The organism is Arthrobacter sp. 05N429 (assembly GCF_056397045.1).
This window is the reverse complement of record NZ_JBFTMQ010000004.1, coordinates 54,103-73,795: the sequence shown is the minus strand read 5'-3', so window position 1 is coordinate 73,795 and position 19,693 is coordinate 54,103. Positions and strand designations below refer to the sequence as shown.

Annotated in this window: 18 protein-coding genes; 15 read left to right on the top strand and 3 right to left on the bottom strand. The window is 65.0% G+C overall.

The genetic code is table 11. The features are described from left to right. Nucleotide 1: 1 nt before the first annotated feature. From AC1DF4_RS09255 to AC1DF4_RS09245, 3 genes are all read left to right on the top strand, one after another. Nucleotides 2-676 carry a response regulator transcription factor gene (locus tag AC1DF4_RS09255; RefSeq protein WP_476912611.1) on the top strand — a complete coding sequence of 225 codons (675 nt, stop codon included), beginning with the start codon at nt 2-4 and terminating at the stop codon, nt 674-676. A 14-nt stretch (nt 677-690) separates the two neighbouring features. After that, nucleotides 691-1,674, top strand: a complete 984-nt coding sequence (locus AC1DF4_RS09250) for a sensor histidine kinase (RefSeq protein ID WP_476912610.1) — start codon at nt 691-693, stop codon at nt 1,672-1,674. A 68-nt stretch (nt 1,675-1,742) separates the two neighbouring features. After that, nucleotides 1,743-4,331 (top strand): AMP-binding protein, encoded by a 2,589-nt coding sequence (locus AC1DF4_RS09245; RefSeq protein WP_476912609.1) that lies wholly within the window; start codon nt 1,743-1,745, stop codon nt 4,329-4,331. Here the strand turns inward: AC1DF4_RS09245 and AC1DF4_RS09240 are convergent. Next, nucleotides 4,280-5,827 carry a phosphodiester glycosidase family protein gene (locus tag AC1DF4_RS09240; protein ID WP_476912608.1) on the bottom strand — a complete coding sequence of 516 codons (1,548 nt, stop codon included), beginning with the start codon at nt 5,825-5,827 and terminating at the stop codon, nt 4,280-4,282. The genes AC1DF4_RS09245 and AC1DF4_RS09240 overlap by 52 nt on opposite strands. Before the next feature lie 266 nt (nt 5,828-6,093). Here AC1DF4_RS09240 and AC1DF4_RS09235 point away from each other — a divergent pair, with 266 nt between their 5' ends. Continuing rightward, nucleotides 6,094-6,465: a VOC family protein gene (locus AC1DF4_RS09235; protein WP_476912607.1), complete on the top strand. Its 372-nt coding sequence runs from the start codon at nt 6,094-6,096 to the stop codon at nt 6,463-6,465. 76 nt (nt 6,466-6,541) lie between these two features. Beyond that, nucleotides 6,542-7,342 carry a GOLPH3/VPS74 family protein gene (locus AC1DF4_RS09230; protein WP_476912606.1) on the top strand — a complete coding sequence of 267 codons (801 nt, stop codon included), beginning with the start codon at nt 6,542-6,544 and terminating at the stop codon, nt 7,340-7,342. 52 nt (nt 7,343-7,394) lie between these two features. On the opposite strand, the gene AC1DF4_RS09225 is transcribed toward AC1DF4_RS09230, so the two are convergent. After that, nucleotides 7,395-8,729, bottom strand: a complete 1,335-nt coding sequence (locus AC1DF4_RS09225; protein WP_476912605.1) for an MFS transporter — start codon at nt 8,727-8,729, stop codon at nt 7,395-7,397. Between the two features lie 218 nt (nt 8,730-8,947). Here AC1DF4_RS09225 and AC1DF4_RS09220 point away from each other — a divergent pair, with 218 nt between their 5' ends. The 6 genes from AC1DF4_RS09220 (at nt 8,948) to AC1DF4_RS09195 (ending at nt 15,559) form a co-directional block, all read left to right on the top strand. After that, nucleotides 8,948-9,676: a GntR family transcriptional regulator gene (locus tag AC1DF4_RS09220; RefSeq protein ID WP_476912604.1), complete on the top strand. Its 729-nt coding sequence runs from the start codon at nt 8,948-8,950 to the stop codon at nt 9,674-9,676. A 137-nt stretch (nt 9,677-9,813) separates the two neighbouring features. Beyond that, nucleotides 9,814-11,160, top strand: a complete 1,347-nt coding sequence (locus AC1DF4_RS09215) for an enolase C-terminal domain-like protein (RefSeq protein WP_476912603.1) — start codon at nt 9,814-9,816, stop codon at nt 11,158-11,160. Continuing rightward, nucleotides 11,157-12,641, top strand: coding sequence for an aldehyde dehydrogenase (NADP(+)) (locus AC1DF4_RS09210; protein WP_476912602.1), 1,485 nt, complete (start codon nt 11,157-11,159; stop codon nt 12,639-12,641). The genes AC1DF4_RS09215 and AC1DF4_RS09210 overlap by 4 nt, the downstream gene beginning before the upstream one ends. Next, nucleotides 12,638-13,834 (top strand): fumarylacetoacetate hydrolase family protein, encoded by a 1,197-nt coding sequence (locus AC1DF4_RS09205; protein ID WP_476912601.1) that lies wholly within the window; start codon nt 12,638-12,640, stop codon nt 13,832-13,834. Before AC1DF4_RS09210 ends, AC1DF4_RS09205 begins: the two co-directional genes overlap by 4 nt. A gap of 118 nt (nt 13,835-13,952) precedes the next feature. Continuing rightward, nucleotides 13,953-14,795, top strand: coding sequence for a fumarylacetoacetate hydrolase family protein (locus tag AC1DF4_RS09200; RefSeq protein ID WP_476912600.1), 843 nt, complete (start codon nt 13,953-13,955; stop codon nt 14,793-14,795). A gap of 14 nt (nt 14,796-14,809) precedes the next feature. Continuing rightward, nucleotides 14,810-15,559: an SDR family NAD(P)-dependent oxidoreductase gene (locus AC1DF4_RS09195; RefSeq protein ID WP_476912599.1), complete on the top strand. Its 750-nt coding sequence runs from the start codon at nt 14,810-14,812 to the stop codon at nt 15,557-15,559. Between the two features lie 3 nt (nt 15,560-15,562). On the opposite strand, the gene AC1DF4_RS09190 is transcribed toward AC1DF4_RS09195, so the two are convergent. Further along, nucleotides 15,563-16,291 carry a GntR family transcriptional regulator gene (locus AC1DF4_RS09190; protein WP_476912598.1) on the bottom strand — a complete coding sequence of 243 codons (729 nt, stop codon included), beginning with the start codon at nt 16,289-16,291 and terminating at the stop codon, nt 15,563-15,565. A 321-nt stretch (nt 16,292-16,612) separates the two neighbouring features. Between AC1DF4_RS09190 and AC1DF4_RS09185 the strand changes: the two genes are divergently transcribed. The 4 genes from AC1DF4_RS09185 to AC1DF4_RS09170 all read left to right on the top strand — a co-directional run bounded on the left by AC1DF4_RS09185 (nt 16,613) and on the right by AC1DF4_RS09170 (nt 19,513). After that, nucleotides 16,613-17,338, top strand: coding sequence for a transporter substrate-binding domain-containing protein (locus AC1DF4_RS09185; RefSeq protein ID WP_476912597.1), 726 nt, complete (start codon nt 16,613-16,615; stop codon nt 17,336-17,338). An 85-nt stretch (nt 17,339-17,423) separates the two neighbouring features. After that, nucleotides 17,424-18,095, top strand: coding sequence for an amino acid ABC transporter permease (locus AC1DF4_RS09180; protein WP_476912596.1), 672 nt, complete (start codon nt 17,424-17,426; stop codon nt 18,093-18,095). Then, nucleotides 18,088-18,777 (top strand): amino acid ABC transporter permease, encoded by a 690-nt coding sequence (locus AC1DF4_RS09175; protein ID WP_476912595.1) that lies wholly within the window; start codon nt 18,088-18,090, stop codon nt 18,775-18,777. Before AC1DF4_RS09180 ends, AC1DF4_RS09175 begins: the two co-directional genes overlap by 8 nt. A 13-nt stretch (nt 18,778-18,790) precedes the next feature. Continuing rightward, the gene (locus AC1DF4_RS09170; RefSeq protein WP_476912594.1) at nt 18,791-19,513 is read left to right on the top strand and encodes an amino acid ABC transporter ATP-binding protein; all 723 of its coding nucleotides are present in this window, start codon (nt 18,791-18,793) and stop codon (nt 19,511-19,513) included. Nucleotides 19,514-19,693: the final 180 nt, after the last annotated feature.

The window sequence follows — 19,693 nt, the reverse complement described above, 5'->3', positions numbered from 1 at the left end:
CATGACAACCGCTGACGGCCGGCCGTCCCTGCTCCTGGTGGAGGACGACGCGGCCCTGGGACCGCTGATCGCCGAACTGCTGGAAACGGACTACCGGATCCGGCTGGCCACCGATGGTCTGGACGGCCTGCACCTGGCGCTGACCCAGGCCTGGGACGTTATGGTGATCGACCGGGGCCTGCCCCTGATGGACGGGATCGCGCTGATCACGGCGCTGAGGTCCAAGGGGGTTCCGACGCCGATCCTGATCCTCACGGCCCTCGGGGCCACCGATGAAAAGGTCAGGGGCCTGGATGCGGGCGCCAATGACTACATGGCCAAACCGTTCGACGCCGGTGAACTCGCGGCCCGTCTGCGCGCCCTGACGCGCACCTTCACGCCGGAACCGGCACCCGTGAGCATCGGAGACTGGGAATTCGATCCGGCGTCGCGTTCCGTGCGCTCGATCTATGGGCAATTGGTCTCCCTCACAGCAAAGGAAGCAGAGCTGCTGTCCGCCCTGGCCTCCGAACCGGGCAGGGTATTCACGCGGGAGGAACTGCTCGGCGAGCATTTCCGGGCCGCCGACCAGCCCGGCCTGATCGACACGTACGTCCACCACCTCCGAAGGAAGATTTCCAAGGCCGTGGTCCGAACTGTCCACGGCGTCGGCTACCAGATCGGCGATGCCCCATGAATCGGATACCTCCCGTGACAGGCGAACCGGACCGTGACACACTTCGGCGGGCCTCGCTCAAAGTCGCTGTACGGACAAGCGCCGCCTGCGCGGTGCTTGTTCTTTGCCTCCTCGCCGCCGCGACCGCCTACCTGATGAACAAGCTGGCGCACCCCGATCTGCCTGGCTCCGTTGCGCACGGGGAGGCCTACACCTATCTCGATTCCAAAGACCTGATCGAAGCGATGATCATCGCAGGAGGGGCGGGAATCGTCCTGGCAGGCGTCGTCGGGTGGCTCAGCGCGCGCAGCGCCATCCTGCCGCTAGGGGAAGCGCTTGCCTTGCAGCGGCGGTTCGTCCAGGATGCCAGCCATGAACTGCGCACGCCCTTGGCCATCCTGGACGCGCGCATCCAGCTCGCCCAGCGCGACACCAACCCTGACTCCAGACCGGGCCGGGCACTGGGCAAGATCCGGGAAGATGCAGCCACCCTGACCGGGATCGTCAACGAACTCCTGCTGGCGGCCACCGGAGCCGCGCCGGATCCCGCCGCGGAACCGGTGGAGTTGGCCGACGTCGCTGGGGCCGTCAGTGAAAGCCTGCAGGAACTTGCGGCGCGGCAGGACGTCCGGCTGTCCTTCTCCGACGACGGCGGCCAGCCGCTGGCCCGCATCGACCGGAACTCATTGCGGCGGGCCGTGCTCGCCCTGGCGGACAATGCCCTGGCCCACACGGGGTCCGGCGGGAGCATCATCATCAGGACAGGAACCGAGGGCAACCAGGCGGTTGTCTGTGTGGCGGACACCGGATCCGGAATCACGGACGTCGACCAGGCCCGGATCTTTGACCGCTTCGTCAGGACTTCCGGCCCGGATGGATCCGGGAGCCAGCGCAGCTTCGGCATCGGCCTGGCACTGGTCCGTGAAATCGCCACGGCCGCTGGCGGCTCTGTCGAGGTGGACCGGACCGGACCCGAGGGTACGACGATAAAGCTCAGTCTTCCGCTGGCCCGGCGCTAAGGATCATTACGCAAAGATTCTGTGCCGTAATTTTGCTTAGGTAAGCCTAAGCTAATATCATCGTCCGAATGACCACGCACCTTGATTTCATGCGGGTGCCCTTTGCCGCCGATCTTGCGAGCTACGGGGACAGACCCGCCATCCTCACCGACACTCTGGCGCTGACCTACCGGGAGCTGGCGGAACGCGTCGACGATCTGGCCGTCCGGCTGGGCACCGAACGGCGCCTCGTCGCGCTCGCCGCAGCCAACGACGTGGAATCGCTCGTCGCCTATCTGGCGGCCCTGATGGGCGGACACCCCCTCATCCTCCTGCCCGAGGACAAGCCCGCCGCCCTGGAATCCCTCGTTGCGGCCTATGACCCCGACGTCATTGTGCGGTCCGGCAGCGGGCGCGCGGTCCTTGAAGAGCGGCGGCCGGGCACGCGGCATGAGCTGCACCCGGATCTTGCCCTCCTGCTCAGCACGTCCGGATCCACGGGCTCGCCCAAGCTCGTCCGTCTCTCGCATGCGAACCTGCAGTCCAACGCCGAGTCGATTTCCGAATACCTGAACATCGGCCCGGACGACCGGGCCGCGACGACGCTGCCCATGTCCTACTGCTACGGGCTGTCGGTGATCAACAGCCACCTGCTCCGCGGTGCGGGACTGGTTCTCACCGACCTCTCCGTCGTTGATCCGTGCTTCTGGGAGCTCTTTCGAAGCCGCGGGGCGACGGCATTCGCGGCCGTTCCGTACACCTTCGAGCTGCTGGAACGGGTGGGCTTCGCCGATATGGAGCTTCCCGACCTGCGCTACATCACCCAGGCCGGCGGCAGAATGGCGCCGGAATCGGTGCGGCGATACGCCGAGCTCGGACGCCGGAAGGACTGGGAATTTTTCGTCATGTACGGCCAGACGGAGGCTACGGCCAGGATGGCCTACCTGCCGCCGGACCTCGCAGCCACTGTCCCGGGCGCCGTCGGCGTCGCCGTGCCCGGCGGCTCCTTCCGGATCGAACCTGTGCCGGGACTGGAGCACGGCGAACTGGTCTACTCCGGCCCCAACGTCATGCTTGGCTATGCCGAGAGCCCGTCGGACCTTGCCGCCGGCCGGAGCATCACGGAGCTCCGCACCGGTGATCTGGCCCGGAAGCACCCCGCGGGCGTCTACGAAGTGGTGGGCCGCCGCAGCAGGTTCGTCAAAATCGTCGGACTGCGCGTCGATCTCGGACAGGTGGAGCGGATCCTGGCCGACCTCGGCGTGCAGGCAGCCAGCGCCGGCACGGACGACGGGCTGGTCGTCGCCGTCGAGGGCGACCACGACACGCGTCTCCTGGGCAAGGTCCTCGCCCAGGGTGTGGGGCTGCCGCGTGCGGCCCTCGAACTCCACACCGTCCAGCAGCTCCCGCGCCTGGCCACGGGCAAGCTCGACTACCAGGCTGTCCTGGCACTGTCCCGGCCCGAGCGCGAGCCCGCGGACGCGGACAAAGGCGCGGCCGCCGTCGGCCCGGGCAGCGTCCGGGAGATCTTTCGGGACGCATTGGAGGTCGCCGACATTGCCGGGGGCGATACGTTCGTCTCGCTGGGCGGAGACTCGCTGTCCTACGTGGCAGCATCGGTCAGGCTGGAACAGGCCCTGGGTCATCTTCCGCCGGACTGGCATGTGACTCCGGTCCGGGACTTGAAACCACGCGCCAGCGATGCGCCGGTCCGGAAGCGGGGGCGATTCTTTGCGCCGCTCGACACGAGCATCGTGCTGAGGGCCGTGGGGATCGTCCTGATCGTCAGTACGCACGTCGGCCTCTTCAGCTGGCAGGGAGCGGCCCATGTGCTCATGGCGGTGGCCGGGTACAACTTCGCCCGCTTCCAGCTCTCGGGGGAGCGGCTCCCGCGCCTGCGGAGGCAGCTGGCCAGTCTGGCCAGAATCGTCGTGCCCAGCATGGTGTTCATCGCTGTCGCCTATCTGGTCACCGACGACTACGCCCCGGCCAATATCCTGCTCCTGAACGCCGTCGTCGGGCCGGAGGCAGTGACAACACAGTGGCACTTCTGGTTCATCGAAATACTTGTCTACCTGATCCTGGGAATGACAGTTCTGCTCGCCGTTCCTTGGGCGGACCGCGCCGAGCGGCGCTTCCCGCTGCTCCTTCCACTGGCGCTGACCGGAGCCGGACTGCTCACCCGGTACGAGCTGCTGAACCCCGGAGTGCCGCACACGGCGCCCGCCCTCTGGCTCTTCGCCCTGGGCTGGGCCACTGCACGGTCCCGGACGGTGGCCCAACGCTGTGTGGTCTCGGGCATTGCGGCGCTCACCGTTCCGGGGTTCTTCGACAACTCGATCCGCGAATGCACGCTCCTCGCCGGGATACTGCTGCTCATCTGGCTGCCCAGCATCCCGGTGCCGAAGGGCCTCCGCCGGTTGACGGTGGTGCTGGCCAGCGCCTCCCTCTACGCGTATCTGGTCCACTGGCTGGTCTACCCGCCCCTGGCCGGGATTAGCCCGGCACTGGCCGTCGCGGCATCGCTGGCCGCGGGAGCAGCGTACTGGGCAGTGTGCACGCGGGTGCTGAACGCAGCCACCCGCCGGCGGACCCGCTCGAAGCAGCTCCGGGGGACGCCGGCCCGTCAGCCCTTGCGGCGTGGAAGGACCAGCAGTGCATCTCCCACCGGACGCTGACCGGCGGCATCCGAGGGGGAGTTGATGACCTGGCCGGCTGCGACCATGGTGGTGGAACCTCCGCCATCGAGGTTGATGGCGTCCACCATCCCCAGAGACCGGGCGACGTCGGCTGCTTCCTTAATGCTCAGCCCAAGCGATGTTGTTTGGCGTCCATCGGCCGTGACCAGGAGGGTGCGCCCCTCGGCGTCGACGCCCGCGATCGTCCGGGGGTTGCGCTTGTGGACCCAACCGTAATAGAAGCTGTTGCTGTCGCCGGAGTGAACCATGCCGTCCCGTCGGGCCGTGATGTTCTCGGCGCCGCCGGACACAAGCATCGGCCCGCCGTTGACGACGGATGTGGCCCGGCCCGTCTTCTCTGCCCTGCCGGCTTCATTGGTCAGGTTGGATTCGACGTCGAGGCGTTTTCCAGGGGTGGCCAGACTGTTGAGCTTCGCGACGTCCGCGCCGGTGGCCTGCACGGTGCGGCCGCCGGCCGGAACTGCTGTGCCCCGGGCGGCGTTGATCGCCGTCACCGTGCCGTGTTGATCCAGGACAACTTCCAGTCCCGGTCCGGACGGTGTGGAGGGCCCGAACTCGCCGCTAAAGGCGACAGTCTCGTCAGGATCCGTGCACGTGATGTCGTGCAGGGGCAGGTTGGTGGGGACGTCACCGGTACCCCCGCAGTTGCGGATCAGCCCCGGCACCCGGTTGAGTCCGTCGAGATTCAGCGTCGTGCCCTGGCCTGGGGACGAAATACGTCCGGTCCATGTCAGGCGCTGTATTGAAGATTCATTCCTCTGGCCGTCGATGACGAGTGACGGCCGGTCCCCGACAGGTTCGCTGAGCAGTTTGCCACCGACGACGGCGGTTCCGGCCGGATCGCCCGGTGCGCCGGCCTTCGGGTCCAGAACGAAGTAACCGCCGTTCACTGCGGCCAGGGCACCGTCCGCCGCCGCGAGCCGGCTTGTCGTTTCCCGGTCCTGAAGGTCCGGGCCGAAGCCGGAGGTGAGCTCTCCCTTGAACACCTTCGGGTCAAGGGTGAGGACTTCCAGCTTCCATGGACCGCGGGTTTTTCCTGTGTTCCCGGCGTCGCCGTCCCAGCCGGTGTACAGGACCGAGGCGGTGTAGCCTGCAGCCGTGATCTGGCTGATGGTTGCTGTGCCGTCGGCCTTGGACTGAAACGCTCCGGCCCGCACGCGGTATCCAAGGTCCCCGCCGGCGTCGGCGAGATGGGGAGACTGGACGTGCTCAACCCTGGTCTGGACTCCGGCGTCCCGGAGTCTTACGGCCACTGACCGGGCTGTCGCTTCATCGGACAGCGCGGAGGCTGGAGCGTCTGGATCGGGTGACGTGGACGGGATGGCGACTTCGGCGGTCCAGAACAGCGAGGCATCCGGAGCGCCGCGGGTGATGGAGGTCCGAGTCAGCCCAGGTGCCAACGTTGTGACGGTGCGAGTCTCGGTGAGATCCGGGGCGCCGAGCTCCAGTTTCCGGCCGTCCTGCTGTTCCTGCACGTGTGATGCCGGCGCTGAGGCGTCTGCAAAGGACACTCCTGTTGGGGAAAGAAACGCTGCAGGAAGGCTAAGGGCCACAGCCGCGATCGCAGCCCTGCCCAAGCGCAAAGGGGGAGTTGTCATGGTTCGAAACTACCTCTCCGTCACCGGACCAGGCCGCGCCTTTCTCGCGGTTTAGAAGGCCTTTGCCGACTGTTCACGCGGCGTTTCACGGCACCTCCGCGGGTATCATCGGAAAGATCCGTCCCTTGGAGAGTGGAGCAACAATGCAGCTCGGCGCTTTTTCCATCAGCCTCGCCGTCAAGGACATCGAGGCTTCCGCTGCCTTCTACGAGAAACTCGGTTTCAGCAGATTCGGTGGCGACATCACCCAGAACTGGGTGATCCTGAAGAACGGCGAGACTGTCATCGGACTCTTCCAAGGGATGTTTGAGAAGAACATGCTCACGTTCAACCCGGGCTGGAATCAGAACGCGGAAGCTGTAGACCCCTTCACCGATGTCCGCGAGCTCCAGTGGGAACTGAAAGCCAAGGGCACGGAATTCCTTGCCGAGGCAGACACGGGAACGTCGGGGCCGGCGAGCTTCATCGTCCTGGATCCGGACGGCAACCCGGTGCTGGTCGACCAGCACGTCTGATGTGAGTATGTGCCGGCGCAGAGGCCGGTAAAAATCCTCATTGTGGTGGCTGGGTAACTGCGCCACCATGATCCTTATGGATGCTGACACACCAAAGACGGCGGAACTGAGCCTTCCCCAGGCTTTCCTGCTCTTGGCCACGAACGACAAGGACGGCAAACCGGAAGTGCCGGTGTTTGCACTCAGGACCACCGTGGCAGGGGCAATACTGGCCGAGCTGGACCTGCTCGGTGCAATCGGGCTGGAGGGGAAGCACGTCAGGGCCACCGGCGCCGCCCCGCGAACGGACTTCCAGTACGAACTGGAACTCATCCGCGGCAAGTCACGGCCGCACACCCCCAAGCAATGGGTCGCCATGCTGGAAGGCCGCGCCGAAGTGCAGCGTGTCTACGAGGGGATGGCGTCACGGGGCATCGTGGAACATGTCGGCGCAAGACACCTGGGCCTGTTCAAGTGGACGCGGTACCCGGAGAAGGATCACGGTCCGGAGGCCGCGTTCCTGGAAAAGATCGAGGCGGCACTCAGCGGTGCGCCGGCGGAGCCTGCGAAGCCTGCATCCGTGGCGCCAGATTCCGCAGCGCCTGATGCCGGGGCACCTGAGGCCGGGCCTGACTCCATGGCATCCGATGCGAAGCCTGATGCCACGGCGTCCGTTGCCAGTGCGTCCGTTGCCAAGGCGCCCGACCCCAGGGTGCCCGATGCCAGGACCACAGCGCTGATCGCCCTCCTCCAGGCGGCCGGGTTGCTCAGGAAGCTCTTCCCGGCAGCAGATCGGAGCCGCGTCATGAAGCTGACGACGGGCTATTGGCCCTCCCTCGCCGTGGAGGACGAACTGCGACTGACCAGGCTGGCAATGGAGGAAGAGGCAACCCTTTGATCCTGCCTGAGATCGCCAGGCGGGCGTGACAGGACGGCGCCTCGGCCGACCCCTAGGCCGCGCCCGACGGGACTTTCAAGGGCTCGATCCTGCCCAGTACGAAGAGGTAGTTCACAGCGCCAAGCAGCGAAATGCATCCGATGACCGCGAGCGGCGCCACGAAGGATCCCGTTTGGTCCACCAGGACGCCGATGAGGATCGGCGTGAAGATGCCAGCCAGATTGGAGGCGAAGTTCTGTAGGCCGCCAATGGATCCCACATGCCGGGAGCTCGGGGCGACGTCCGCGGGCAGTGACCAGATCCCGGTAGCGGCGACGGTGAGGCTGGAGTAGGCGAGTGACAGCAAAGCCAGTGCCATCCACGCCTCCGGAACCACCGCCGCGAACATGATGACCGAACCGCCGATCAGGCCGCCGGCGATGGCGGTCTTGCGAACCCGGGTCACCGAGGCGCCGCGCTGCACGGCGCGGTCGGCGACGTAGCCGGCCGACCAGCCGACGATCACCGCGCAGATGCCGGGTATGGCGCCTAAGACGCCGAGTTTGAGCAGGTCGAACCCGCGCTCCGTCACGAGGTAGCTCGGGAAGAATGTGATGAAGAAGTAGATGGCGCTGTTCAGGCAAAAGAAGCCAAACATCATGCTGAGAATGGTGCGGTATTTGAACAGCGAACGCCATGGGAGCCCTGCGGCGCTCGCGTTGTCACTTGCTTCGCTCCGGGCACCCCCTTCCTGGATGTAGGCCAATTCCTCGGCATTGGCTCCCGAGTGCTCCTCGGGGTTGCGGTAGGTCTTCCACCACACTGCCGCCCAGATAAGGCCGGCCACGCCGATGATAATGAAGACCGCGTGCCACGAGGTGAACGCGACGATCAGAGTGATGATCGGAAGCGCTATGACTGCGCCCACGCGGGACCCCGAATCCCAGATGCTCGTGGCAAGGGCCCGTTCCCGGACGGGAAACCACACAGCCACCACCTTGGCTGCGGTGCTGGGTGCCGGGCTTTCACCGACACCTAGCAGGAACCGGGCGGCGAACAACGACCAAAAATTCTGCGAAACGGCGGTCATGATAGTGAAGATGGACCACCATACTGCTGCGAGCGAGAAGGATTTCCGCGGGCCGACTTTGTCGACGTACCAGCCGGCTGCCAGCTGGCAGAAGTCGTAGGCCCAGAAGAAGGCAGCGAAGATCATGCCCTGCTGCGTTGCCGAGAGCTGGAAGTCTTTGCCCATGAACGGCAACGCCACACTCAGGCTGGAGCGGTCCAGATAGTTGATGCTAAGCCCGATAAACGCGAGCCAGATGATCATCCAGCGCCTGCGGGATCTGGTGCGGAGAACCGTGGGGGAGGGCGTGGCGGTGTGCCTGCTGGCCATGGCAGTCATACGGTCTCCTTTGACGTAACGAGGCTCTGGATGAGGGGGCGCCAAGACGGGGAAACGCAAAGGGAAGCCTCCGCCCAATCCATATCGAAATCTGGCTAATCATATAGAGGTGCGAGCCAGGCCACGTCCCTGTGGTCTCCCGTTAGACACAGACTCCAAGGGCCGTGCTTTATGATTCCCACAGCGACTCCGTTCAACCAGCACAAAGAGGTAACCGCGTGCCCCCACGTCAACCGTCCGATTCGTCCAAAGGCAAGGCGGGCGTCAGCGACGTCTACGCTTCCATGCGGGCCTCCATTCTCAGGGGCGAAATCGCGCCCGGCACCCGCATCAACATCGATGCGGTTTCGCGCGAACTGGGCGTGTCGCAGACGCCGGTCCGGGAAGTTCTTCAACGGCTCGAGGGCGACAACCTGGTGGTTTACAGTCCCGGACGCGGCTACAGCACCACGCCCTTGCTGGATCTCCCTGCGTTGCGTGCCCTCTTCGAATTCCGGCTGCTGGTGGAGCCATGGGCGGCGCGGTCCGCGGCCGTGGACCGACTCGCAAACCCGGCCGCAGCCCTGGATAAAGAGCTGTCCGCCTTTCGCGGCACCATGGAAGCCGGGGGCGAGCTGCGACAGGATCTAGTCGCCCACGACACCCGCTTCCACGACTCCATCCTCGCCGCAGCCGGGAACCCGGTAGTGCGGCATGCTTTCGCTCAAACGCACTGCCACCTGCACACGTTCCGCCTATACCCGGCAGACATCGACGGCGCCATCACCGTGGCGGAGCACTCGGCCGTGCGGGACGCCATCTCGGCATGCCTGCCGGATCAGGCGGAGCGGGCCATGGCCGAGCACATCAGGAACTCCTTCTACCGGTTCTCCCAGGCTTTCGAGGGAGCCGAGGACCTCCCCCCGCTGGAAGATAGCGGGCCTCCGAGAAGGCACATCGTCGACTGAAATGAAGCCCTGGCCTGCTGGTCGGGGCTTTTTTCTTGCCCATACCCTTGATCTGGTTGGCCATTCCTATATGATTATATAAATTCATATAGGAATCGCCGCGTACGCTCGTGTAATTGACCAGAGAGAAGATAACTGTGACTTCCATCGTTTCCATCCATACCCAGGACGTACGCTTCCCCACGTCCCTCGAGCTCGATGGCTCTGACGCCGTCAACGTGGACCCCGACTACTCGGCCGCCTACGTCGTCATCCGCACAGATGGGGGCGACGAGGGCCACGGCTTCGTCTTCAGCTGCGGCCGCGGCAACGAGATCCTCACCCATGCGATCGAGGCCTACGCCAGGCTCCTGCTCGGCCGCGATATCGACGAACTCATCTACGACCTCGGCGGGGCCTCCAAACGCCTCATCCATGATTCCCAGCTGCGCTGGCTGGGCCCGGAAAAGGGCGTCACCCAGATGGCCTGCGGTGCGCTGGTCAGCGCACTCTGGGACATCCGCGCCCGGCGCGAAAACAAGCCCCTCTGGCTACTGCTCAGTGAGATGCCAGCAGAGGAGATTGTCGACGTCGTGGACTTCACCCACATTCGGGATGCCTTGAGCCCGCAGCAGGCGCTCGATATCCTGCGCGCCGGCGAGGACGGCAAGGCCGCCCGCATCGCAGCCCTCAAGGTGGACGGTTTTCCGGCGTACACAACGTCGCCCGGCTGGCTCGGCTACAGCGACGAGAAACTCGTGCGGCTCAGCAAGGAAGCGGCCGCCGACGGATTCTCCATGATCAAGCTCAAGGTGGGAGGCGACATTAACGACGACCGCCGCCGCATGGCCCTGGCGCGCCAGGCCGTCGGAGATCTGCCCATCGCCATCGACGCCAACCAGCGCTGGGAGGTCTCCGAAGCCATCGAATGGGTCAACCAGCTCGCCGAGTTCAGCCCCTACTGGATTGAAGAGCCCACCAGCACCGATGACATCCTGGGCCACGCCGAGATCCGCAACGGCGTTTCTCCCGTGCGCGTCGCCACCGGCGAGGCCGTCGCAAGCCGCATCGTCTTCAAGCAACTGCTGCAGGCCGGAGCCATCGACGTGCTCCAGCTGGACTCCACCCGCGTCGGCGGCGTGAACGAAAACATCGCCAACCTCCTGCTCGCCGCCCGCTTCAAGGTGCCGGTCTGCCCGCACGCCGGTGGGGTGGGGCTGTGCGAGCTCGTCCAGCACTTCTCCTTCTTTGACTACGCAGCCGTCAGCGGCAGCCAGGACGGGCGGATGATCGAATACGTCGACCACCTCCACGAGCACTTTGCCGAGCCGGTCCGCATCGTCAACGGCCGCTACGCCGCACCCCGGCTGCCGGGTACAGGTGCCGAAATGATCACCGCTTCCCGCTCCCGGTGGGAATTTCCGGGCGGCGCCGGCTGGCTGGAGGTCGGCGACCGCGCCGCCGTCACGGGCGGCTCACTGACGGCAACCGGCGCGGTCCGATGACGACGGCAATCTCCGAGCTCAACGCGAAAGTCGAGGCCGCCCACACGGCGTTCGAGAAGGGCCGCGCCGCGGATCCCCGGACCCGCGGGGACTGGCTCGACGCGGTGGCCGACGGTCTCGAAGCCGAAGCGGAGGCCCTGGTGGAAATCGCCGTTCAGGAGACGCACCTCGGTGAGGCGCGGTTGCGCGGCGAACTGAGGCGCACAGTCTTCCAGCTCCGCCTCCTCGCAACCGAGATCCGTGCAGGCGAGCACTTCGATGCGACCATCGACCATGCGGACGCGGCGTGGGGCATGGGCCCGCGGCCCGACCTGCGCAGGCTCAACGTGCCAATCGGCGTCGTCGGTGTATTCGGGGCATCCAACTTCCCCTTTGCCTTTAGCGTAATCGGCGGGGACAGCGCCTCGGCACTTGCCGCGGGCTGCGCCGTCGTCCACAAGGCACACGACGGACACCTGAAGCTTGCGCTGCGCACAGCCGAGGCCGTCGAGGCGGCGCTCGACGCAGCCGGGGCGCCTTCCGGGCTCTTCTCACTCGTCACCGGAAGGGCCGCGGCTGAGGCTTTGGTCGACCATGCCCTGGTGAAAGCCATTGGATTCACGGGCTCGACGGCGGGCGGTCGGGCGCTGTTCGACCGCGCCAATGCCCGCCCGGAGCCGATCCCGTTCTACGGCGAACTCGGCGGCATCAATGCGGTTTTCGTGACCGAAAAGGCCTGGGCCGCGCGGCGTGACGAGATCCTCGGCGGTTATGCCGGCTCCTTCACGATGGGAATGGGCCAGTTCTGCACCAAGCCAGGACTGCTCTTTGTGCCCGGCGGCCAGACCGACAGGGTGCGGGAGTTGCTGGGCGACGCCCTGGTGGGCTTCGTTCCTGCACGGCTGCTCAGCAACCGGCTGCACGAGGGGTTCACCGACGCTGTCCGTTCGCTGCAAAGCGCGGACGGAGTAGACGTTCTGCTCGAGGGCGACTTCGCCGAGACGCCGGCGCCCACCCTGCTCCACACGACGTCCGCCGCCGTGCGCAGCGATCCGTCGGTCCTCCGGCAGGAGATGTTCGGACCCGCCAGTGTGCTGGTGGAATACAGCGACGAATCCGAGCTCCCGGCCCTCGCTGAGCTCCTGGAAGGACAGCTCACCACCACGCTCCAGGCGGAGCCGGATGATGACGTCGCCGAGCTCGCGGCACGGCTGACCGACATCAGCGGCCGGGTGCTCTGGAACGGCTGGCCCACGGGCGTCACCGTCAGCTACGCCCAGCACCACGGCGGCCCGTACCCGGCCACGACGTCGGCCACCACCTCGGTGGGCACGGCCGCCATCCGCCGGTTCCTGCGCCCCGTGGCGTACCAGTCCTTCCCCGTGGGACGGTTGCCTGAACCCCTGCGGGACGCCAACCCGTGGAACGTGCCGCAGCGCATCGACGGGACCTGGCAGTTGCCAGCGGCTGAGCGCGCGGCTCAGAGCGAGGGGCAGGGGTGAGCGCGCCCGTGGCTCCCGTACCCTCGGTCCTCCCGGACGATGCGGATCGGGCCCTGTTGGTCGGCAGGCTCTGGGACCCCGTAACGGCCGGACCCAGGGTGGTTGCGGTGCAGGAGGGTGATGTCTTCGATCTGACCGGCCTGGCGGAAACGGTCTCCGAACTGCTGGAGCTTGCCGGTCCGGCGGCCGCAGTGCGTGCCGCGCTGACCGAGCCCCGCTGGAGCACTGACGACGTCGTCAGCGCATCCCTGGCGCAGGAACCGGACCTTCCCCACTTCCTGGCCCCGGTGGATCTGCAGGTCATCAAGGCCTGCGGTGTGACCTTCGTGGACAGCATGATCGAGCGCGTCATCGAGGAGCGCTGCGGCGGGGATGCCAGCCACGCCCTCGAGATGCGCGAGCTGGTGGGCCGTGCACTCGGCGGCAGCATAGGCTCCATCCGCCCGGGTTCGGCGGAGGCAGCCGAGGCCAAGAAAGTGCTGATCGCTGAGGGGCTGTGGTCACAGTACCTTGAGGTCGGCATCGGACCGGACCCCGAGGTCTTCACGAAAGCCCCAGTGCTCTCCTCGGTGGGGCTGGGTGCCGGAGTCGGGATTCCATCGTTCTCCACCTGGAACAACCCGGAGCCGGAACTCGTGCTCATCGTCACCTCGAAAGGTGCCGTGGTGGGCGCAACGCTCGGAAACGACGTCAATCTCCGGGACGTGGAGGGCCGGAGCGCCCTATTGCTGGGGAAGGCGAAGGACAACAACGCGTCCAGCGCGCTGGGGCCCTTGATCCGGGTGTTCGACGACAACTTCAGCCTGGAGACATTGCGCCAGGAAGAAATCCTGCTGCGTGTGGAGGGGGAGGACGGCTACGCGCTGGAGGGCCGCAACTCCGTGGCGCGAATCAGCCGGCCATTCGAGGAGTTGGTCGCGGCGACGTACGGAAGCCACCACCAGTACCCGGACGGATTCGCGCTCTTCACGGGCACCCTGTTCGCGCCGACGCAGGACCGGGAAGAGCCCGGGCAGGGCTTCACCCACCGGCCGGGCGACCTCGTGACCATCCGCAGCAGCCACCTCGGCGCGCTCGTTAACCGTGTGGGCGCGGCGGAGGAGCTGCCCCAATGGTCATACGGTCTGCGGGAACTCTTCTCCTATCTGCATGACCAGCGCAACATCCCGGAATCCACCCTCAGCGCCAGCTAACGCACACAGACCGGCCGGCAGGCAGTTTGCTGACGGCCCGGATTGGGGGAGGACGACGGCGGGGAGCTTCCCGCCGTCGTCCTTCTGCGTACCGATGAATGCCCGAAAGGAACTCTTCATGAAGTTTGCCCAGATAGGCGCCCCGGGCGCCGAACTACCCGTTCTCGTCCACGAGGGGAGGCACTACGCGCTCAGCGGCCTCACCCTGGCGATCGACGGAAACTTTCTGTCCGGGGGCGGTCCGGCGGCGGCCGCCGCAGCGCTGGCGGCGGGTACGCTCCCGGAGGTCAGCTCAACGGACGTGCGGTACGGCGCCCCGGTCGCGCGGCCGTCGGCTGTTATCTGCGTCGGCCTCAACTACGCCGCACACGCCGCGGAATCCGGTGCGGAGCCGCCCGCCCACCCGGTCATCTTCCTCAAGACCCCCAACACCGTCGGGGGTCCGGATGACGCCGTGGGCATCCCCCGCGGATCGACCCGGACCGACTGGGAAGTAGAGCTCGGGGTGGTCATCGGCCGGCGCGCCTCATATCTGGAGTCCACCGAAGCCGCCCGCGATCACATTGCAGGGTTCGTTGTGGTCGACGATCTCTCCGAGCGCGACTTCCAGCTGAACGTCTCCGGCGGCCAATGGTCCAAGGGCAAAAGCTCACCAGGGTTCTGCCCCACCGGACCGTACCTGGTCACCCCCGAGGCGGTAGACGCCGGCGACCTGCGGCTGCGCAGCTGGGTCAACGGCGAACTCCGCCAGGATTCATCCACGGCGGACATGATCTTCGACGTCGCCACCATTGTGTGGAACCTGAGCCAGTACATGGTTCTCGAGCCCGGCGATCTGATCTGCACTGGCACGCCCGAGGGGGTCGCGTTGTCCGGTCGCTTCCCGTATCTGAAGGCTGGCGATGTTGTGGAAATCGAGATCGAAGGACTGGGGCGCCAGCGCCATGAATTCGTAGCATGAACAGGGATCCAGGCATGGAGTTTGACGGTATCCGGGTCATCGTCACCGGGGGAGCCTCCGGGATAGGTGCCGCCACAACCTCGCACTTACTGAGCCGCGGGGCCAAAGTGGCGGTGCTGGACCTCAACCCGGATGCCGTGCCCGCTTCGGTGCTCGCGATCCAGTGCGACGTCGCCAATGATGCTTCCATACGTGCCGCAGTCGAGCAGGTCGCGCGGGAACTGGGTGGAATCGACGTCGTGGTCAACAACGCCGGGATAGGTGCGCAGGGCACTGTTGCGGACAACGACGACGCCGAATGGCACCGCGTTTTCGACGTCAACGTGGTCGGCGCAGTGCGTGTAAGCCGCGCAGCACTGCCCTACCTCCGGCTGTCGCCCGCCGCGGCCATCGTCAATACCTCTTCTATCGCCGCCACCGCTGGGTTGCCGGCCCGCGCACTGTATTCGGCCACCAAAGGAGCTGTGCGGGCCCTGACGATGAGTATGGCGGCGGACCACATCCACGAAGGTATCCGGGTCAACTGCGTCAATCCAGGCACCGCTGACACGCCATGGGTCGGCCGTCTGCTGGGCCAGGCCGAGGACCCGGCGGCGGAACGCGCCGCTCTGGAGGCGCGCCAGCCGCATGGACGGCTGGTCGCCCCGGACGAGATCGCAGCCGCCATTGCCTATCTTGCGAGCCCTCTTGCGGGCTCGACCACGGGAACCGAGCTAGCGGTCGACGGCGGCATGCAGGCGTTGCGCCTGCGTCCGGCCGGTTAGAAGCTACGGGCGATCCGGGGTCATGCGCACGAGCGTGGCTTCGGCCAGCGCAGACGGTTCCTCGTCGAATGCCCGGGCGAAGCGGTAGAAGGAGTTGCGGATGTGCTCGCTCATGGCGTCCTCGGCCGTGCCCGGATCCCGGGCTTCGATGGCTTCGCGAATGCCGTGGTGCTCCAACAGGGTGATTCGCCCGTCCAAATCGGCGGGGTAGAGCCGGAACATGTGCAAATGGCAGTGGGTCTGGACGTAGGCCTGCTGGACGACTTCGTTGCCGGCAGAGGCCAAGATCAGGTCATGGAAGCGTGCATCGTGAGCCACTAGGTCCTGGCGCAGGTTTGCCGTGTCATCGACGACGTGACGCTCGAGTGATGCCAGCTCGGCCCGCAGGGCTCCGGCCGGGTTTGACAGGCGTTCCACCGCGGCAGAGCGCGCCGCCCAGGGCTCAACCAGAAGCCGGAACTCGAACAGGGAGCGGAGCTCCGAAAGGCTCAGCAGCGGCGTCGTGCTGTAACCGCGGCTGGGGTAATACATCAGCAGGTTGTCGCCCTCCAGGCGCTGCAGGGCTTCTCGAACCGGGGTGTGGGACACGCCCAGCCGCCTGGAGACGGCGTCGATGTTAATGCGTGTACCCGGGGTGATGTCGCCGTCGAGTATCGACTGGCGAAGTGCCGAGTAGACCCCGCCGGCAGCGACCTTGGTCAGCGTTGTGTCGCTTGCGGTTGGTGCCGCCATTTCTTTCCTTTCGGTGGCCGAACGGGCCCTCGCGGGCGCTTGGTCGGCGATTGCGCGACAGACCTTAGTTCACAAAGCTTGACCTGGATCACATTGCATATATGATACAACATATTCCTATACGATTCTCGTCGCGAAAGCGGCTGGGGATACTCGGGACGCCGTCAGCGGCCGCTTCCGATACGCACAAACGATCACAGGAGAGTTCCCATGTTCAGAGCAACACCGAAGTTGCTTCTTGTTCCGGCTGTCGCTATGGCCCTGGCGGTGGGGGGCTGCTCATCGAACGGCGCCGCTAACGCCGGTGCCGCAACAGGAGCCGTGGCGGACAGCCATCTCACAAAGGTTCTCAAGTCGAAGACGGTCAAGATCGCCGTCAGTGCAGACTCCCCGGGATTCGGGGTAATGAATTCGTCTGGGGACCGCGAGGGTTTCGACATTGACGTCGCCAACGCGCTTGGCGCCTCGCTGGGCGCCAAGGTCGAGTTCGTTACGGCCACGAACGAAAGCCGCATCCCTTTGCTGCAGACCGATAAGGCGGATGTCGTGATTGCCACCTTCACCGCTTCGGATGCGCGTGCACAGGTAGTCGAAATGTCTGACCCGTACGCTGCCAGCTCCACGGTCTTCATGGTGCCGGCTGGAAGCCCGATCGCCAGCTACGCCGATTTGGACGGCAAATCGGTGGCCACCTCCAGGGGCAGCGTGGGCGAACAGATCCTTAAGGCCAGCTTCCCCAACGCCAAAGTGACCGGGTTCAACACAACCGCCGACTCCATTCAGGCGCTCAAGAGCGGCAAAGTGGACGCCTTGATCGAAAACAACGCCATCGTTGGCGGCCTGGTGAAAAAAGAGCCTGCCGCGTTCCAGGTGCTCAAAGGCGACCCGATCAAACCGGCACTGTTCTCGATTGGCGTTAAGCCGGGAGACCAGACGTGGCTGAACTACCTCAACAACTTCATCCGGAACTACAACATCTCCGGACAGAACGAGGCCTCGCTGCAGAAGTGGTTTGGGCTGAGCCTGCCCCCCTTCCTCGCCCACTAACAGAAGTCGGACGCGCCCTCCAGCGTGGGTGGAGGACCTGAAGTTCTCCACCCTCGCTGCCGTTCACGGACAGGACCCTTTGCACATGGCTTTATATTTTGGAGACCTTCTCCCGTACAGCTCGCTTCTTCTGGAGGGGCTTTGGACTGCGTTGTACATCACCCTCCTGGCCATGCTGGCGGGAAGCGCGCTCGGTGTTCTCGTGTACCTGGGTAAGGCCGGACCCGGAAAGCCGGTCAGCGTCCTCTGCACCTGCTACATCGAGGCCATCCGCAACACGCCTCTGCTCGTGCAGCTGTACCTGATCTACTTTGCCCTTCCCGGCCTGGGTATCAACCTCGAGCCCGTCTGGGCGGCCATTATCGGCCTCACACTGAACAATGCCGCTTATACAGCCGAAATTTACCGCGCAGGGTTCGAATCGGTGCCCCGCGGCCTGCGTGAGGCCGGGAAAGCGCTGGGCATGAAACCCGCCCAGATCGTCCGCTACATCGTGCTGTTGCCGGCCACTCGAAACGTCTTCCCCGCATTGACCAACCAGCTCATTCTGCTGTTCTTGGCCTCGTCGATTGGATCCATCATCTCGCTCCCTGAATTGACCAACGCGATCATGAGCGTCAGCAACACCACGTACCGGACCATAGAGGTGCTTGCCGTCGGCGGGCTCCTCTACCTCGGAGTATCAGCACTGATGTCGCTGGTCTCAAAGCGGGCCGAAACGACATTGTTCCGGTGGGCGGTGGGGACGCATGTTTAGGGACTTTGAGTGGCAGGACCTCGTACCCCTCGTCGAGGGGGCGTGGCTGACCATCCAGCTCTGTGCAGTGTCCGGAATACTCGGAGTCATCTTCGGCCTGATCCTCGGCATCGCCCGGACTTCCCCGAGCAGAATTGCCCGCTGGATCAGCACCATCTACATCAGCTGCGTTCGCGGAATTCCCGTCCTGGTCATCATCTTCTTCGTCTTCTTCGGGATTCCGTTGCTGTTTCCGGGTCTGGAACCGGACAAGTTTTCCTCGGCCGTGATAGCGCTGACCTGCTTTGCCGCCGCTTATGTGGCCGAAATCGTGCGAGGCAGCATCGAAGCCGTCGCCAAGGGCCAAAGTGAAGCAGCTGACGCCTTGGGCCTCGACTACTGGCGGAAACTGCGGTACGTCATCCTGCCACAGGCGGTAAAGATCATGGTTCCGCCCGGGATCGGCTTCCTCATCGGTTTGGTCAAGGACTCGTCGCTGGTCACCGTCACAGGCCTTCTTGAGCTCACCCACGCGGGCAACGTTGTCACCAACCTGACCGGTGACCCCATCAAGACATTCCTGGTTGTAGCTGCCATGTATTTCGTCATTTGCTACAGCATTTCCCTGTTGGGGCGGCTGTACGAGAAAAGGACCGGGATCCACGTCGACCCCCTCAAACTCCCAGAGCCCGCGGGCCTCTAGAACGGAATATGAAGTGATTTTTGTTGAAAACCTGCACAAAAAGTTCGGACCAAACCATGTGCTCAAGGGGGTGGATTGCCACATCCGTGAGCGGGAGGTCGTGTGCGTTATTGGCCCCTCAGGTTCCGGGAAAAGCACCTTTCTGAGGTGCATGAACGGCCTGGAATCGATCAGTTCCGGAAGCATCGTCATCAACAAACACAGGTTGGATGACGCAAGAACCAACATCAACCTGGTTCGGCAGGAGGCCGGGATGGTATTCCAGCACTTCAACCTCTTCCCACATTTGAAAGTCCTCGATAACGTCATGCTTGCCCCGCTGAAGGTCGGGAAGGTTACGAAGGAAGAAGCCCGCGCCAAGGCCGAAATGCTGCTGGCAAAGGTCGGCCTCGCAGCAAAGATGGACACCTTTCCGGGGAGTCTGTCGGGCGGACAAATGCAGAGGGTTGCCATCGCCCGGGCTCTGGCAATGGATCCGAAAATCATGCTTTTCGACGAACCGACCTCCGCCCTCGACCCCGAGATCGTCGGCGAAGTGCTGACGGTGATGAAGGACCTGGCCAACGAGGGTATGACCATGGTGGTCGTCACCCACGAAATGGGCTTCGCCCGGGAAGTAGCCGACCGCGTGCTTTTCATGGACCAGGGGCTGATCGTCGAGGAAGGCACACCGGAGCAGATCTTTTCCTCTCCACGGCACTCGAGAACTCAAGGATTCCTCAGCAAGGTTCTTTAGCGCATGCCGGCGATCATCGGACACGAATATGTCCGGTGTCATCGCCGACTTGGGTACCGACGGCGGTGGCCGTCCACGGGGTAATCCCTTCCCGTCGACGGGGGATGGCTGGGCTGCTGGCTTCGGTTATCATTCGGAGCGTTTGAGAGCAGAGAGCGCCCTTGAACGGCCCCACTGAGT